Origin of the sequence: Desulfofundulus thermobenzoicus (genome assembly GCF_009428905.1) — a bacterium.
GTDB classification, from domain to species: Bacteria; Bacillota; Desulfotomaculia; order Desulfotomaculales; family Desulfovirgulaceae; genus Desulfofundulus_A; species Desulfofundulus_A thermobenzoicus.
In genome coordinates, this window is sequence record NZ_WHYR01000002.1 from 92,367 (window position 1) to 106,172 (window position 13,806).

Genomic DNA, 13,806 nt, shown 5'->3' on the forward strand with positions numbered 1-13,806 from the left:
GGAGGTAGCAGCACCGATGGTGATGACCGATCCCATCGCCGATTTCTTAACCCGTATTCGCAATGCCAATACGGTTTATCATGAGAAGGTGGAAGTCCCTGCTTCCCGGATGAAAAAGGCCATTGCCGCCATCTTGAAGGAAGAGGGCTTGATCAAGGATTACGAAGTGGTGGAAGACGGCAAACAGGGCGTCATTCGCCTTTATCTAAAATACGGCCCGGAAAAGCAAAGGGTAATTACCGGTTTAAAGCGAATCAGCCGTCCGGGGTTGAGGGTGTATGCCCGCAAGGATTCCGTTCCCCGGGTGCTGGGCGGGCTGGGTATCGCCATATTATCCACTTCCCGGGGCATCATGACCGATAAACAGGCCCGTAAGCTGGGTGTCGGCGGCGAGGTAATTTGTTACGTGTGGTAAGGAGGTCTGGCTTATGTCCAGAATTGGCAAGCAACCCATCAACCTGCCCCAGGGGGTGGAAGTGCACATAGAAGGCAACACCGTGCGCGTAAAAGGACCCAAAGGGCAGCTGGAAAGGGAGTTCCATCGTGATATGCGCATCCGCATGGAAGATAATCGCCTGGTGGTGGAACGTCCCTCCGACGACAAACAGCACCGGTCCCTGCACGGTTTGACCCGCACCCTTTTGCATAACATGGTGGTGGGGGTGACCAGCGGTTTTGAGAAAAATCTGGAACTGGTCGGTGTGGGTTACCGGGCCACCAAACAGGGCAACAAGCTGGTGCTGTCGGTGGGCTATTCCCACCCGGTGGAGATTGTTCCCCCCGACGGCCTGGAAATAGAAGTGCCCGCGCCCACCAAAATTGTGGTCAGGGGTATGGATAAGGAACGGGTAGGTGCCCTGGCGGCCAATATCCGCTCCGTACGCGAACCGGAACCTTACAAGGGCAAGGGTATTAAGTACGAAGGGGAACAGATCCGGCGCAAAGCAGGCAAGGCCGGCGGCAAGGGCAAGAAGTAGGGAGGTAGAGTAGAAAATTGATTAAGAAACCGGATCGCAAGGTGTTAAGGGCCAAACGGCACAGGAGGGTGCGTAAAAAAATTGCCGGTACCGCCCAGCGTCCCAGACTCAATGTTTTTCGCAGTTTGAACCACATTTACGCCCAGATCATTGACGATGAACAGGGAACAACCCTGATCAGCGCTTCTTCCCTGTCACCCGAGTTAAGGGGGCAGCTCTCCCGGGGCGGCAATAAGGAGGCGGCGGAGGCCGTTGGTCGTCTGGTGGCCCAAAAGGCGCTGGAAAAGGGTATCCGCCAGGTGGTTTTTGACCGGGCCGGTTACCTGTATCACGGACGGGTAAAGGCCCTGGCCGAAGCGGCCCGGGAAGCCGGTCTGGAATTTTAACCGGAAGGAGGGGAACAGGTGTCAAAAGTGGATGCCAATAAACAGGAACTGGCGGAGAAAGTAGTGCATATCAACCGGGTGGCCAAGGTGGTTAAAGGCGGACGCCGTTTCAGTTTTTCAGCCCTGGTGGTGGTCGGCGACGGTAACGGGCAGGTTGGTGCCGGTTTGGGTAAGGCCGGTGAAGTGCCCGAGGCCATCCGCAAGGGTATTGAGGATGCCAAGAAAAATATGATCCAGGTGCCCCTGTCCGGTACCACCATTCCCCACGAGGTGATTGGTGAATTTGGTGCCGGCAAGGTGCTGTTAAAGCCGGCGGCGCCCGGTACCGGGGTAATTGCCGGTGGCCCCGTGCGGGCCATTCTGGAACTGGCCGGTGTGCGGGATATCCTGACCAAATCCCTGGGTTCCAACAATGCCAATAACATGGTTCACGCCACCATGGCTGCCTTGAAGAGCTTAAAGACCCCGGCGGAAGTGGCCAGGCTGCGGGGCAAACCGGTGGAAGAACTGTTTGCTTAAAAGCAATGAGTATACGAGGGGTGTGATCTGTGGCCAAGTTAAAGATTACCCTGGTGCGCAGCCTCATCGGTCGCCCGGAAGACCAGCGGGTCACCGTGCGTACCCTGGGCCTGCGCAAGGTGCACGGTTCGGTGATTCAGGAAGACACTCCCCAGATCCGGGGCATGATCAACAAGATATCTCACCTGGTGAAGGTGGAACAGGTTTAGGCTGTGGGACGTCTGTCGTCGGACGTCAGAAAAACAGGGATTTTATCCCGGGGCAAGTCCCCCTCTTAAAAATACTGGTTACTGACGAAACTACTGCCCTGGAAATAAAGAATCTCTATCAGGGACCGTAATCGGAGACCGTATTCTGATTCTGACGACTGACGACTGACGACTATTCGGGAGGTGTAAATGCAGTGCAGCTGCACGACCTGCGTCCCAACAGGGGGGCGCGGACAAAACCCACCCGTAAGGGGCAGGGCATTGGCTCCGGGTTGGGCAAAACCGCCGGCCGGGGGCACAAGGGGCAAAAAGCCCGTTCCGGCGGCGGAGTGCGACCCGGTTTCGAAGGCGGGCAAATGCCCCTGCAGCGGCGCATGCCCAAGCGGGGTTTTACCAACGCCCCCTTCAAGAAGCAAATAATAGCCGTAAATCTGGAACAGTTAAACCGTTTTGAAAACGGAGCCGTGGTAACGCCGGAAACTTTGCTGGAATCGGGGGTTATCAAAAAAATTGGCGACGGGGTAAAAATTCTCGGCGACGGGCAACTGGAAAGGGCTTTAACTGTCCGGGCCCATGCTTTCAGCAGATCGGCAGCCGAAAAAATCGCCGCTGCCGGCGGTAAAGCCGAGGTGATTTAGGTGCTCAACAGCCTGCGGAGCGCCATTAAAATCGACGAACTGCGCAATAAACTGCTTTTTACCCTGGCCATGCTCTTTGTCTTTCGCATTGGCGCTCACATTCCCGTGCCGGGGGTAAACACCAGGGTTTTTGCCGAACTGGTGAACAGCGGCGCCCTTTTCGGGTTTTTTGACGTCATTTCCGGCGGGGCCTTTAAAAACTTTTCCGTTTTTGCCATGAGCATCACTCCCTATATCAACGCTTCCATCATCATGCAGCTTTTAACGGTGGTCATTCCCCACCTGGAAAAGCTGGCCAAGGAAGGGGACGAGGGGCGCAGGAAAATAACCCAGTATACCCGTTACCTCACCGTGGTGCTGGCCTTTATCCAGGCCATCGGGGTGAGTGTGGCCCTGCGCCACCAGAACGTGCTCATCGTTCCCACGGTGTGGAATTATATTCTGGTAGCCCTCACCCTGACTGCCGGCACCGCCTTCCTGATGTGGATTGGTGAGCAGATTACCGAAAAAGGGATTGGCAACGGCATTTCCCTGTTGATCTTCGCCGGTATCGTTTCCCGGGTGCCGGCCGGTGCGGTGCGGGTGACGGAATACCTGCAGGCCGGGACCATCAATTTCCTGAGCCTGCTCCTGCTGCTGGTGATCGGCGGGGTGGTCATAGCGGCCATTGTAGCCGTGCAGGAGGGACAGCGGCGCATTCCGGTGCAGTATGCCAAGCGTGTGGTGGGGCGCCGGGTGTACGGCGGGCAAACCACCCATCTGCCCTTAAGGGTCAACCAGGCCGGCGTTATACCGGTGATCTTTGCTTCGTCCATAATGATCTTCCCGGAACAGGTGGCCAGCTGGTTCAGCAACACCTGGTTTGGCAGCTGGTATATGTCCTGGTTTCACTGGGGTTCGGCCGCCCACACCATTATTTATGCCCTCCTGGTAATCGGCTTTACCTATTTTTACACGGCGGTGATCATGAATCCGGTGGATATTGCCGACAATATCAAAAAGTATGGCGGGTTTATTCCGGGGATCCGTCCCGGACGGCCCACGGCGGAGTATATCAGCCGGGTGATGAGCCGCGTGACCCTGGCGGGGGCCATTTTCCTGGCCCTGATTGCCATACTGCCCAACTTCGTTCTATTGGCCACCCGTATCCCGAACATCTACTTTGGGGGTACGGCCCTGCTCATTGTGGTGGGGGTGGCCCTGGACACCATGAAACAGGTGGAGTCCCATCTGCTGATGCGCAGCTATCAGGGGTTTATCAAGTAGGATGGAGATGACCCTATGATTACGGTTAAATCCCAGAGGGAGCTGCGTTACATGCGTGACGCCGGGCAAATCGTGGCAGGCGTCCTGGATGAACTGGCCAGGGCCATTAAGCCGGGAGTGACCACCGGGGAACTGGACCGGCTGGCGGAGGATTTCATCCTGGCCCGGGGAGCCAGGCCGGCATTCAAGGGCCTGTACGGTTTTCCGGCCTCCATCTGCACTTCGGTTAATGAACAGGTGGTGCACGGCATCCCCGGTTTAAGAAAACTGGAAAGTGGAGATATTATCAGTATTGACGTTGGCGCGGAAATAAATGGATATTACGGGGACGGTGCCTATACCTTCCCGGTGGGGGAGATTTCCGAGGATGCCAGGCGGTTGCTCACCATTACGGAGCAATCCCTTTATGAGGGCATTAATTGGGCCCGGGAGGGCAGGCGCCTGTCCGACATATCCCATGCCGTACAGGCTTACGTGGAGAAGCACGGCTATTCGGTGGTGCGGGACTATGTGGGCCACGGCATCGGCAGGCAAATGCATGAAGAACCACAGGTACCCAACTTCGGCAAGCCCGGGCGGGGTCCCAGGCTTAAGGCGGGAATGACATTAGCGATTGAACCGATGGTAAACATGGGCACCCACGAAGTGCGTACCCTTGCCGACAAATGGACGGTTGTAACCAGGGATGCCCGGCTGTCGGCCCACTTTGAACACACCGTGGCCATTACCGGCGATGAACCGGAGATCCTTACCCGGTTGTAACTGGAGGTGATCCCGGTGCAAAACCAGTTTACCCCCGGCCGGCTGGTCAGTTCTACGGCCGGCCGGGACAGCGGCAAGTTTTACCTGATCCTGGACCAGGTGGGTGAAAACCGGGTGCGGGTGGTCAATGGTGCGGAACGACCGGTGAGTGGACCGAAACTGAAAAACACCAGGCACTTGAGGGTTTATCCTTTAGTTGCGGAGGATATCGCGGAAAAGGTACGTTCTGGACGGCGGGTTACCGACCTGGATGTGCGCAATGCCCTGCAAGAATTGCTTACCAGCGGTTCCTACCTGCGGAATGATGCAAAGAACGCCCGTATGGAGCAAAATGGCGCTGGCAGCATCCTTTCCGGAAATTTAAAGCAAGGAGGTTGACCTGGGGACTAATGTCAAAGCAAGATGTCATAGAAGTTGAGGGTACTGTGGTGGAACCCCTTCCCAACGCCATGTTCCGGGTGGAACTGGCCAATGGTCACCGGGTGCTGGCCCATGTGTCGGGCAAGATCCGCATGAATTTCATTCGCATTCTGGCCGGTGACCGGGTAATGGTGGAGCTGTCCCCCTATGATTTAACCCGGGGCCGTATCGTTTACCGGTATAAGTAACTGCGGCTTTCTTTAAAGGAGTTCCCCGCGGGAACGCCGGTACCCTCCACAAACAAACTGGTTAAGGCAACTTTTTAATCCAGCCGGCACTGGCTGACCCTGGTTCTTACTTGAGCCAGTTTATACAGGAGTAAAATATGCACTCCGGAGTCACCTTATAACTTGTACCGGTGAGTGCTCAGCAACTTAAATCCAATGCCAGTAGCTGACGGCCGGCGACTATTTTTAGGGGAGTGTTGACGGTGAAAGTGCGTCCATCGGTGAAGCCCATTTGTGAAAAATGTAAAATCATCCGCCGTCACGGCAAGGTGATGGTGATCTGTGAAAACCCCAAACACAAACAAAAACAGGGGTAACGTTAAAACGGGTGGGAGCGGGTTGGGTTGAATTAGAAACGGGCTTGTTCCAGTTTCAACTTAATCTCACTTTCAACCTCTCATCTCCCGCATTCCAACAGGAGGTGTATTTACACGCATGGCACGTATTGCAGGGGTTGACCTGCCCAGGGATAAACGGGTGGAGGTAGCCCTGACCTATATTTATGGTATCGGCCGGCCCACTTCCCAGAAGATCCTGGCCCAAACGGGGGTAAACCCCGATACCCGGGTGCGCAACCTCACGGAAGATGAAGTCAACCGTTTAAGGGACGTTATTGAAAAGAACTACCGGGTGGAGGGCGACCTGCGCCGGGAAGTGGCCCTGAATATTAAACGGTTGATTGAAATTGGCTGTTACCGGGGTTTGCGCCACCGCCGCGGTTTACCGGTGCGGGGCCAGCGCACCAAAACCAATGCCCGGACGCGGAAGGGCCCGCGGAAAACTGTGGGCGTACGGCGTAAGAAGTAAAGGGGGAGTAGACAAAAATGGCCAGAAGACCAGCGCGGACCAAGAGGCGGGAACGTAAAAACGTGGAACACGGAGTGGCTCATATCCGGTCCACCTTTAACAATACCATTGTGACCATCAGCGACAGCAAGGGCAATGCCATTTCCTGGGCCAGTGCCGGGACGGTGGGTTTTAAGGGCTCCCGGAAGAGCACGCCCTTTGCCGCCCAGATGGCGGCCGAGTCGGCGGCCAGGGAGGCCATGGAACATGGTATGAAAACAGTAGAAGTGATGGTCAAGGGTCCCGGCGCCGGCCGGGAGGCCGCCATCCGTTCCCTGCAGGCGGCGGGACTGGAAGTGAGCCTGATTAAAGATGTGACGCCCATTCCACACAACGGTTGCCGGCCGCCCAAACGCCGGAGAGTTTAAGGAGGTATGAGAAAATAGATGGCCAGATATACAGGTCCTGTTTGCCGGTTGTGTCGTCGCGAAGGGGTCAAACTGTATTTAAAGGGAGATCGCTGTTATACCGGTAAATGCGCCATTGACCGCCGCTCCTATGCGCCGGGGGCCCACGGGCAGGCCCGCAAAAAGGTCAGTGAATACGGCCTGCAGCTGCGGGAAAAGCAAAAGGCCCGGCGTATTTACGGTATACTGGAAACCCAGTTTCGCAATTACTTTGAACGGGCGGAGCGCCAGGGGGGTGTAACGGGTGAAAACCTGCTGCGCCTTCTGGAGCGGCGCCTGGATAATGTGGTCTACCGCCTGGGGCTGGCCACGTCCCGGGTGGAAGCCAGGCATCTGGTGCGGCACGGCCATTTTACCGTGAACGGCCGCAAGGTGAACATCCCTTCTTACCTGTTGCGTCCGGGCGATGAGATTGCCGTGCGGGAAAGGAGCAAAGAATCGCCGCGGATAAAGGAACTGATGGAGCGGGCAGCCGATAAGACGCCCCCGGCCTGGCTGGAATACAATGCAGCAAATGCTTCCGGCCGTGTGGTGGCCCTTCCAACCCGGGATCAGATTGATGCGCCCGTGCAGGAACACCTGATTGTGGAGCTGTATTCCAGATAAGGTGGCGGCCGTGTAGATTCTTACGGGCCGGTTAACGGCTTTCGGAGGGGGTTACCATATGCTGGAGATTGAAAAACCCAGGATTGAGTGTGTGGAAAGCAGCCCGGACAATACCTTCGCCCGCTTTGTGGTGGAACCGCTGGAAAGGGGCTACGGCATTACGCTGGGAAACTCCTTGAGGCGGATATTGCTTTCTTCCCTGCCCGGGGCGGCGGTTACCTCGGTGAAAATCGAGGGCGTGCTGCACGAGTTTTCCACCATTCCCGGGGTGCGGGAGGATGTTACCGACATTATCCTCAACCTGAAAAGCCTGTGCCTGAAGATGTATTCCGATGAGGACAAGATTTTGCGGGTGGAGGCCAGAGGGGAGGGTGATGTACGGGCCGGAGATATCATTTGCGATCCCGATGTGGAGATCTTGAACCCGGACCTGCACATTGCCACCCTGACCGGGAGTAATGCCCGCCTGTTCATGGAAATGACCGTGGCCAGGGGACGGGGTTACGTGCCGGCGGAGCGGAATAAAAAGGGCGATCACATCATCGGCGTGATCCCGGTGGATTCCGTTTTCACTCCGGTGCGCAAGGTGAACTACATCGTGGAAAACACCCGGGTGGGGCAGCGGACCGACTACGACAAGCTGACCCTGGAGGTGTGGACCAACGGCAGCATCCGGCCCGACGAGGCCACCAGCCTGGCAGCCAAAATCATGGGTGAACACCTGCGGCTGTTCATCGGTCTGACGGAAACGGTAAAAGATGTGGAAATAATGGTGGAAAAGGAAGAGGAACAAAAAGATAAGCTCCTGGAAATGAGCATCGAGGAACTGGATCTTTCCGTGCGTTCCTACAATTGCCTCAAGCGCGCGGGGATCAACACGGTGCAGGAACTGATTCAGCGCAATGAAGACGATATGATGAAGGTGCGCAACCTGGGCAAAAAGTCCCTGGAAGAAGTAATCAACAAGCTGCACGAACTGGGGCTGTCCCTGCGCAAGAGCGATGAGTAAGGGGGGATAAGGATGGCTTACCAGAAGCTGGGGCGGAATACCGGTCATCGCAAAGCCATGCTGCGGAACCTGGTTACTTCCCTGTTCCGCGATGATCGCATTCAAACCACCGAGCCCCGGGCCAGGGAAGTAAAAAGCATAGCCGATAAAATGGTCACCCTGGCCAAGAGGGGCGACCTGGCCGCGCGGCGCCAGGCGCTGGAATATATCTACGACGAACGGGTGGTCCGGAAGTTGTTTAACGACCTGGGTCCCAAATATGCCGAGCGCCCGGGCGGTTATACCCGCATTGTCAAGGCGGGCTACCGCCGGGGGGACGCCGCCCAAATGGTGATCCTGGAACTTGTCTAGCCCGGTACAGATTGCCATCCGGGATTTGACCCATGTATACCGGCAGGGCGGGGCGGGGGAAAGGGAGGCTTTAAAAGGGATCAGCGGGGATGTTTACCGGGGCGAGTTTCTGGTGATCATCGGACCCAACGGTTCGGGCAAGTCCACCCTGGCCCGTCATTTGAACGCCCTTTTACTGCCCACCGCCGGGACGGTTGCCGTGGACGGTTTATCCACCGCCGATCCGGCCAATCTCTGGGAAATCAGGCGCCGGGTGGGTATGGTGTTGCAAAATCCGGATAATCAGCTGGTGGCCGCCGTGGTGGAGGAAGATGTGGCCTTTGGCCCGGAAAACCTGGGACTGCCGCCGGAGGAGGTCAGGCGGCGGGTGGACGGGGCACTGGCTGCGGTAGGCCTGGCGGAACAGCGCCTGCGCCCGCCCCACCTTTTGTCCGGCGGGCAGAAGCAGCGGCTGGCCATTGCCGGGGCGCTGGCCATGGAACCCGAGTGCCTGGTTCTGGACGAGCCCACGGCCATGCTGGATCCGGCCGGCCGGCGGGAGGTGCTGGGTACCCTCCGGCAGTTGAACCGGGAACGGGGCATGACGGTGATCCTGGTCACCCACTTCATGGAAGAAGCGGCCCTGGCGGACCGCATCTGGGTGCTGCATGGGGGCAGGCTGGTCCTGTCGGGAAGCCCGGCGAAGGTTTTCAGCCACCGGGGGGAGTTGAAGGACATGGGTCTGACCCTTCCCGGAGCGGCCGAGCTGGCCTGGCGTTTGCGGCAGGCGGGGTGGCCCGTGCCGGCAGAAGTGGTCACCCTGGATCAGCTGGTTAACTTCCTGGTAAGGAAGAAACAATGATAACCGGTGGAACAGGTTTTATCTTAATCCGGCAGCTCACGTCTGCCTGAACGTGCCGGCACCGTTCCGGGGCAAAAAAGAGAGGTCTTTTTTGCCCGAAAGGTCAGCATGGGGATTATATACAAAGAGCGAATGAATGGTAACCTTTGCGGCTGTGGCTATTTGGGGCGAGGGTGAAATTGCTACATGTTTTGGGGTGGGGGTACCGGTGATTGTGGTGGAGCAACTGACCCATATCTATCTGCCGGGTACACCTCTGGCCGTCACATCCCTGCAGGATATCGACCTGCACATTGCCGAAGGTTCTTTCGTGGTTATCGCCGGTGCCACCGGTTCGGGGAAATCCACCCTGGTCCAGCATTTTAACGGGTTGTTGCTGCCCACCCGGGGCCGGGTGCGGGTGGGGGGAATGGATACCCGGGATAAAGATGTGCGCCGGAACTTATGGCAGAAGGTGGGTTTGCTTTTTCAATACCCCGAGCAGCAACTGTTTGAAGAGAGCGTTTTTGCCGAAGTGGCCTTCGGACCGCGGAACATGGGCCTGGATGAAATTACGGTGAAAGGGCGCGTGCGGGCGGCCCTGGAAATGGTGGGCCTGGACCCGGCCGAGTACGAACACATGTCGCCTTTTGCCTTGAGCGGCGGGCAGCGCCGCCGGGTGGCCCTGGCCGGCATTCTGGCCATGGGGCCCCGGGTGCTGGTGCTGGACGAACCGGCGGCCGGGCTGGATCCCGCCGGCAGGGAACAGCTCATGCATTCCCTCAAGGATCTGCAGGAAAAGGAAGGCACCACGGTAGTCCTGATCACCCATTACATGGAAGACGCAGCCCGTTACGCCGACTGGATGGTGGTTTTGCACCGGGGGCGGATCTGGCGGGAAGGAACCCCCCGCGGCATTTTCAGCGACCCGGAAGGCTTAAGGGCAGTGGGACTGGATGTGCCCGTGCCCTGCCGGCTGGCTTACCGGTTGAGACAAAAGGGTGTGGCAGTCCGCAGCGATGTGCTCACCCTGGACGAGGTCGAAGAGGAATTGAAGAAGGTCACCGGCCCCGGGATGCCGGCCGCGGGTTTAAAGGCCGCCGGGACTTAAAAACCGGTTTTCGGTTCGTCCGGAGAAAATCCCTTTGTTGCCGGTTATCCCAGTATGGGGGCAGCCGTACGGTTTGCAGGTGTGCCGGAAACCCCGGACCTGGCGTGGGTCATTTGGTTTGTGTTGAATCGTTTACAGGTGTAAAGCCCGCAGGCCAAACGTATATACAGCTGCTGCAAGGCGGGGAACGGGAAATGTTTGAAGGTATTACCCTGGGGCAATATGTGCCCGGACAGTCATTTATCCACCGTCTGGACCCCCGCACCAAAATCCTCTGCGCCTTCCTGGCCATGCTGGCCGTGCTGGTGGCCAACCGGCCGGTAGCGATTATTTTATTGACTCTGCTGACCCTGCTGTTCACCGGGTTGTCGGGCCTGTCCCTGCGCCTGGTGGCCGGTACACTGCGCCCGTTCCGGGTGATCCTGGCCGTTACCTTTATATTGCAGGTATTTTTCACACCGGGAGAAGCGCTGTTGGCCCTGGGCCCCCTGGCCGTCAGCCGGGAGGGACTGGAACTGGGAGCGGTTATTTTATGGCGCTTAACTCTCCTGGTGGTTATCAGCTCCCTGCTCACCCTGACCACTTCGCCAGTAAAACTGACGGCCGGTCTGGAAAGCCTCTTGACTCCTTTGCAAAGGTTTGGAGTGCCCGCCCACGAACTGGCCATGATGATGACCATTGCCCTGCGTTTTGTCCCCACCCTTCTGGAAGAAGCGGGGCAGGTGTACAGGGCGCAGCAGTCCCGGGGAGCGGCCTTTACCCGCGGGGGACCGGTGCGGCGTTTACAGGGGGTGATCCCCCTGCTGGTGCCCCTGTTTGCCGGTGCCTTTAGAAGGGCCGAGGACCTGACCACGGCCATGGAAATCCGCTGCTACCGGGGGGGAGCCAACCGCACCAGGATGCATCAGCTAAAGTTTTCCCGGAATGACTGGCTGGTTCTGCTGCTGGCCTGCCTGACCCTGGCAGTGATCCTGGCCCTGCGGTGGTGGGGGTAACCTTTAATCAACCCGGCCGTATCTTGAAGCTCAAAGGGCGCTGTCACCCGGCGCCGTTTTTTAAAGTGGGGAGGCCTGTTGCGCAATATCAAGCTGACCATTGCCTACGACGGCACCAACTACCATGGTTTTCAGGAGCAAAGGGGCACCGGCCTGGTGACCATCCAGGAGGTGCTGGAAAAATGTCTTTCGCGACTGGCCGGGCGACCGGTGCGGGTTATTGGTGCCGGGCGGACCGACGCCGGGGTCCATGCCCGGGGGCAGGTGGTGAATTTTGACGCTGCAGGTTGGGGCATACCCGCCGGGAAGATAGTCCTGGCCCTGAACGGAGTCCTGCCGCCGGACATGGCCGCCCTGCATGCGGAAGAGGTCCCGCCGGGCTTTCATGCCCGTTTTTCTGCCCGGACCAAGACTTACCGCTATACCATTTACAACAGCCGCATTCCCTCGCCCTTCTGGCGGCTATACAGCTACTTCGTACCACGCCCCCTGGATGTGGCGGCCATGAAACAGGCCGCCGCCCACCTGGTGGGGCGGCACGATTTCGCTTCCTTTCAGGCCGCCGGGTCGCCGGTAAAAGACACCGTGCGCACCCTTTTTGAGGCCGCGGTGGAGCGGGAGGGGGAGGAAGTGATTCACCTGGTGTTCCGGGGAGATGGCTTCCTTTACAATATGGTGCGCATTATGGTAGGTACTCTGGTGGAAGTGGGCTTACATAAACGGGATCCGGTGGAGGTGACCACCATTCTGGCGGCCCGGAACCGCGTTCTGGCCGGTCCTACCGTACCGCCTCAGGGTCTGTGCCTGGAGAGGGTGGAGTATTGAAACGGCAGACACTTGACTTCCTTGAGAACAATTGATGGATGAACGGGAGTGTTAACCGGGAAGCCGGTACCCACTTTCACCCGCCGGCCGGCGTACTGTATGGCAGGGCTTACGCGGTGGTTTTTATGTGCAATTAGCTTGACACCGGGGGACTGCCAGGTTAAAATACTTTCATGTGGGTTTTCCTCCCACCCTTTTGAGCCCCGGGGTGGGAATGAACGGCTACAGAATTTGTGGATGGGAAGTAGTTTTTGCGATTTCTGACATCCGACGACTGACGATTGTTTTAAGGAGGTTTGCCGGCATGAGCAAAACCTATATGGCTAAGCCGGGAGAAATAGAACGCAAGTGGTATATCCTGGATGCTACGGATAAACCCTTGGGTAGACTGGCCGCCGAGGCGGCCCGCATATTGCGGGGTAAACACCGTCCCCAGTTTACCCCCCATGTGGATACGGGGGATCATGTTATTGTGATCAATGCCGGTAAGGTTATTTTGACCGGTAACAAGCTGAAAAAGAAAAAGTACATCCGTCATTCCGGCTACCCCGGGGGATTAAAGGTTATGGGTTACGACCAGTTGCTGGCCACCAGGCCGGAACTGGCCGTGGAAAAGGCCATTACCGGTATGCTGCCCCATAACCGGCTGGGCGCCCGAATGGCCAAAAAGCTGAAGGTCTATCGCGGAGAGGAGCACCCCCACCAGGCTCAGAAACCGGAAGTCTGGTCCATGTAAGACAAGGAAGGAGGCAGAGGATGGCTCCCATTAAATTTTACGGTACGGGGCGGCGGAAAAATGCCGTGGCCCGGGTATACCTGGTCCCCGGTGAGGGCCGGATGCTGATCAACAACCGGCCGGTGGAAACGTACTTCGGCCGCAAGATTCTGCAGGTGCTGGTGCGCCAGCCCATGGAACTGACCGGAACGGAAGGGCGCTTTGATGTGCAGGCCCGGGTCCACGGCGGCGGCGTCAGCGGCCAGGCCGGAGCGCTGCGCATGGGCATTGCCCGGGCGCTGGTGCAGGCCGACCCCAACCTGCGACCGGCACTGAAAAAGGCCGGCTTTCTTACCCGGGATCCACGGATGAAGGAAAGAAGAAAATACGGCTTGAAAAAGGCCCGCCGGGCACCGCAATACTCCAAACGTTAAAGAAAACCCGGGAAACAAAGAGGAAGGGCACAGTCCCTTCCTCTTTAAATGTGATGGGATGGTGGGTAACTTTAATAAATATTGTTCAACGCCGGCGCAGGCGGGTGAAGAGGGCCGATAACAGTACGGCCGTGCCCACCCCCAGGATCATGCCGGTGTTATCATTCAACCCCAGGATCACCGACCAGAAATAATAAACCCCTACGGCCGCAACCACGGTAAGCATCATGGGGAAAAAGCTCTTGCTCCTCATCGCTGCCCGCCACTTTCCACCCAAGGGAAT

The 13,806-nt window shown here is 57.7% G+C and carries 23 protein-coding genes; 22 read left to right on the top strand and 1 reads right to left on the bottom strand.

The genetic code is table 11. The features are described 5' to 3' along the window. The first annotated feature begins 16 nt into the window (after window positions 1-16). The 22 genes from rpsH (at window position 17) to rpsI (ending at window position 13,523) form a co-directional block, all read left to right on the top strand. Entirely contained in the window at window positions 17-415 is a 399-nt protein-coding gene (rpsH, locus tag GFC01_RS01325; protein ID WP_152944836.1) for a 30S ribosomal protein S8, read from the top strand. Between the two features lie 13 nt (window positions 416-428). Beyond that, window positions 429-977 carry a 50S ribosomal protein L6 gene (gene rplF, locus GFC01_RS01330; RefSeq protein ID WP_152944837.1) on the top strand — a complete coding sequence of 183 codons (549 nt, stop codon included), beginning with the start codon at window positions 429-431 and terminating at the stop codon, window positions 975-977. Window positions 978-994: 17 nt separating this feature from the next. Further along, a complete protein-coding gene (gene rplR, locus GFC01_RS01335; RefSeq protein WP_152944838.1) occupies window positions 995-1,363 on the top strand; it encodes a 50S ribosomal protein L18 in 369 nt (122 codons plus the stop codon). 18 nt (window positions 1,364-1,381) lie between these two features. Further along, window positions 1,382-1,882 (top strand): 30S ribosomal protein S5, encoded by a 501-nt coding sequence (gene rpsE, locus GFC01_RS01340; RefSeq protein ID WP_341473688.1) that lies wholly within the window; start codon window positions 1,382-1,384, stop codon window positions 1,880-1,882. Window positions 1,883-1,911: 29 nt separating this feature from the next. After that, entirely contained in the window at window positions 1,912-2,091 is a 180-nt protein-coding gene (gene rpmD, locus GFC01_RS01345; protein WP_341473689.1) for a 50S ribosomal protein L30, read from the top strand. A gap of 194 nt (window positions 2,092-2,285) precedes the next feature. Continuing rightward, a complete protein-coding gene (gene rplO, locus GFC01_RS01350; protein WP_341473690.1) occupies window positions 2,286-2,729 on the top strand; it encodes a 50S ribosomal protein L15 in 444 nt (147 codons plus the stop codon). After that, the gene (secY, locus tag GFC01_RS01355) at window positions 2,730-3,995 is read left to right on the top strand and encodes a preprotein translocase subunit SecY (protein WP_341473691.1); all 1,266 of its coding nucleotides are present in this window, start codon (window positions 2,730-2,732) and stop codon (window positions 3,993-3,995) included. A gap of 15 nt (window positions 3,996-4,010) precedes the next feature. Next, entirely contained in the window at window positions 4,011-4,757 is a 747-nt protein-coding gene (gene map / locus GFC01_RS01360) for a type I methionyl aminopeptidase (protein WP_152944840.1), read from the top strand. 15 nt (window positions 4,758-4,772) lie between these two features. Next, entirely contained in the window at window positions 4,773-5,135 is a 363-nt protein-coding gene (locus GFC01_RS01365; RefSeq protein ID WP_194174740.1) for a KOW domain-containing RNA-binding protein, read from the top strand. An 11-nt stretch (window positions 5,136-5,146) separates the two neighbouring features. Next, window positions 5,147-5,365 (top strand): translation initiation factor IF-1, encoded by a 219-nt coding sequence (gene infA, locus GFC01_RS01370; RefSeq protein ID WP_152944841.1) that lies wholly within the window; start codon window positions 5,147-5,149, stop codon window positions 5,363-5,365. Between the two features lie 242 nt (window positions 5,366-5,607). Then, complete coding sequence (gene rpmJ / locus GFC01_RS01375; protein ID WP_073164650.1) at window positions 5,608-5,721, top strand: 50S ribosomal protein L36; 114 nt, start codon at window positions 5,608-5,610, stop codon at window positions 5,719-5,721. A gap of 118 nt (window positions 5,722-5,839) precedes the next feature. After that, window positions 5,840-6,211, top strand: coding sequence for a 30S ribosomal protein S13 (gene rpsM / locus GFC01_RS01380; protein WP_152944843.1), 372 nt, complete (start codon window positions 5,840-5,842; stop codon window positions 6,209-6,211). 17 nt (window positions 6,212-6,228) lie between these two features. Then, window positions 6,229-6,618 carry a 30S ribosomal protein S11 gene (gene rpsK, locus GFC01_RS01385; protein ID WP_152944844.1) on the top strand — a complete coding sequence of 130 codons (390 nt, stop codon included), beginning with the start codon at window positions 6,229-6,231 and terminating at the stop codon, window positions 6,616-6,618. A gap of 18 nt (window positions 6,619-6,636) precedes the next feature. Beyond that, window positions 6,637-7,263, top strand: coding sequence for a 30S ribosomal protein S4 (gene rpsD, locus GFC01_RS01390; protein ID WP_152944845.1), 627 nt, complete (start codon window positions 6,637-6,639; stop codon window positions 7,261-7,263). Between the two features lie 58 nt (window positions 7,264-7,321). Continuing rightward, window positions 7,322-8,272, top strand: a complete 951-nt coding sequence (locus GFC01_RS01395) for a DNA-directed RNA polymerase subunit alpha (RefSeq protein WP_152944846.1) — start codon at window positions 7,322-7,324, stop codon at window positions 8,270-8,272. Between the two features lie 12 nt (window positions 8,273-8,284). Further along, window positions 8,285-8,623 (top strand): 50S ribosomal protein L17, encoded by a 339-nt coding sequence (gene rplQ, locus GFC01_RS01400; protein ID WP_152944847.1) that lies wholly within the window; start codon window positions 8,285-8,287, stop codon window positions 8,621-8,623. After that, window positions 8,616-9,464 (top strand): energy-coupling factor transporter ATPase, encoded by an 849-nt coding sequence (locus GFC01_RS01405; protein WP_152944848.1) that lies wholly within the window; start codon window positions 8,616-8,618, stop codon window positions 9,462-9,464. Before rplQ ends, GFC01_RS01405 begins: the two co-directional genes overlap by 8 nt. A gap of 136 nt (window positions 9,465-9,600) precedes the next feature. Further along, window positions 9,601-10,554 carry an energy-coupling factor transporter ATPase gene (locus GFC01_RS01410; protein ID WP_152944849.1) on the top strand — a complete coding sequence of 318 codons (954 nt, stop codon included), beginning with the start codon at window positions 9,601-9,603 and terminating at the stop codon, window positions 10,552-10,554. 194 nt (window positions 10,555-10,748) lie between these two features. Further along, window positions 10,749-11,549, top strand: a complete 801-nt coding sequence (locus GFC01_RS01415) for an energy-coupling factor transporter transmembrane component T family protein (protein ID WP_152944850.1) — start codon at window positions 10,749-10,751, stop codon at window positions 11,547-11,549. Window positions 11,550-11,627: 78 nt separating this feature from the next. Next, complete coding sequence (gene truA, locus GFC01_RS01420; RefSeq protein ID WP_152944851.1) at window positions 11,628-12,374, top strand: tRNA pseudouridine(38-40) synthase TruA; 747 nt, start codon at window positions 11,628-11,630, stop codon at window positions 12,372-12,374. Between the two features lie 304 nt (window positions 12,375-12,678). Next, complete coding sequence (gene rplM / locus GFC01_RS01425) at window positions 12,679-13,110, top strand: 50S ribosomal protein L13 (protein ID WP_152944852.1); 432 nt, start codon at window positions 12,679-12,681, stop codon at window positions 13,108-13,110. Between the two features lie 20 nt (window positions 13,111-13,130). Then, window positions 13,131-13,523: a 30S ribosomal protein S9 gene (gene rpsI, locus GFC01_RS01430; protein WP_152944853.1), complete on the top strand. Its 393-nt coding sequence runs from the start codon at window positions 13,131-13,133 to the stop codon at window positions 13,521-13,523. An 85-nt stretch (window positions 13,524-13,608) separates the two neighbouring features. On the opposite strand, the gene GFC01_RS18670 is transcribed toward rpsI, so the two are convergent. After that, window positions 13,609-13,776: a hypothetical protein gene (locus GFC01_RS18670; RefSeq protein ID WP_194174741.1), complete on the bottom strand. Its 168-nt coding sequence runs from the start codon at window positions 13,774-13,776 to the stop codon at window positions 13,609-13,611. Window positions 13,777-13,806: the final 30 nt, after the last annotated feature.

Excerpts from the sequence above, each read along its gene's own strand:
- rplM (WP_152944852.1), top strand. The coding sequence starts at position 12,679 with ATGAGCAAAACCTATATGGCTAAGCCGGGAGAAATAGAACGCAAGTGG.
- GFC01_RS18670 (WP_194174741.1), bottom strand. The coding sequence starts at position 13,776 with ATGAGGAGCAAGAGCTTTTTCCCCATGATGCTTACCGTGGTTGCGGCC.
- rpsK (WP_152944844.1), top strand. The coding sequence starts at position 6,229 with ATGGCCAGAAGACCAGCGCGGACCAAGAGGCGGGAACGTAAAAACGTG.
- rpsH (WP_152944836.1), top strand. The coding sequence starts at position 17 with ATGGTGATGACCGATCCCATCGCCGATTTCTTAACCCGTATTCGCAAT.
- rplQ (WP_152944847.1), top strand. The coding sequence starts at position 8,285 with ATGGCTTACCAGAAGCTGGGGCGGAATACCGGTCATCGCAAAGCCATG.
- GFC01_RS01410 (WP_152944849.1), top strand. The coding sequence starts at position 9,601 with ATGGTAACCTTTGCGGCTGTGGCTATTTGGGGCGAGGGTGAAATTGCT.
- infA (WP_152944841.1), top strand. The coding sequence starts at position 5,147 with ATGTCAAAGCAAGATGTCATAGAAGTTGAGGGTACTGTGGTGGAACCC.
- map (WP_152944840.1), top strand. The coding sequence starts at position 4,011 with ATGATTACGGTTAAATCCCAGAGGGAGCTGCGTTACATGCGTGACGCC.
- rpsM (WP_152944843.1), top strand. The coding sequence starts at position 5,840 with ATGGCACGTATTGCAGGGGTTGACCTGCCCAGGGATAAACGGGTGGAG.
- GFC01_RS01415 (WP_152944850.1), top strand. The coding sequence starts at position 10,749 with ATGTTTGAAGGTATTACCCTGGGGCAATATGTGCCCGGACAGTCATTT.
- GFC01_RS01395 (WP_152944846.1), top strand. The coding sequence starts at position 7,322 with ATGCTGGAGATTGAAAAACCCAGGATTGAGTGTGTGGAAAGCAGCCCG.
- rpsI (WP_152944853.1), top strand. The coding sequence starts at position 13,131 with ATGGCTCCCATTAAATTTTACGGTACGGGGCGGCGGAAAAATGCCGTG.
- rpsD (WP_152944845.1), top strand. The coding sequence starts at position 6,637 with ATGGCCAGATATACAGGTCCTGTTTGCCGGTTGTGTCGTCGCGAAGGG.
- rplF (WP_152944837.1), top strand. The coding sequence starts at position 429 with ATGTCCAGAATTGGCAAGCAACCCATCAACCTGCCCCAGGGGGTGGAA.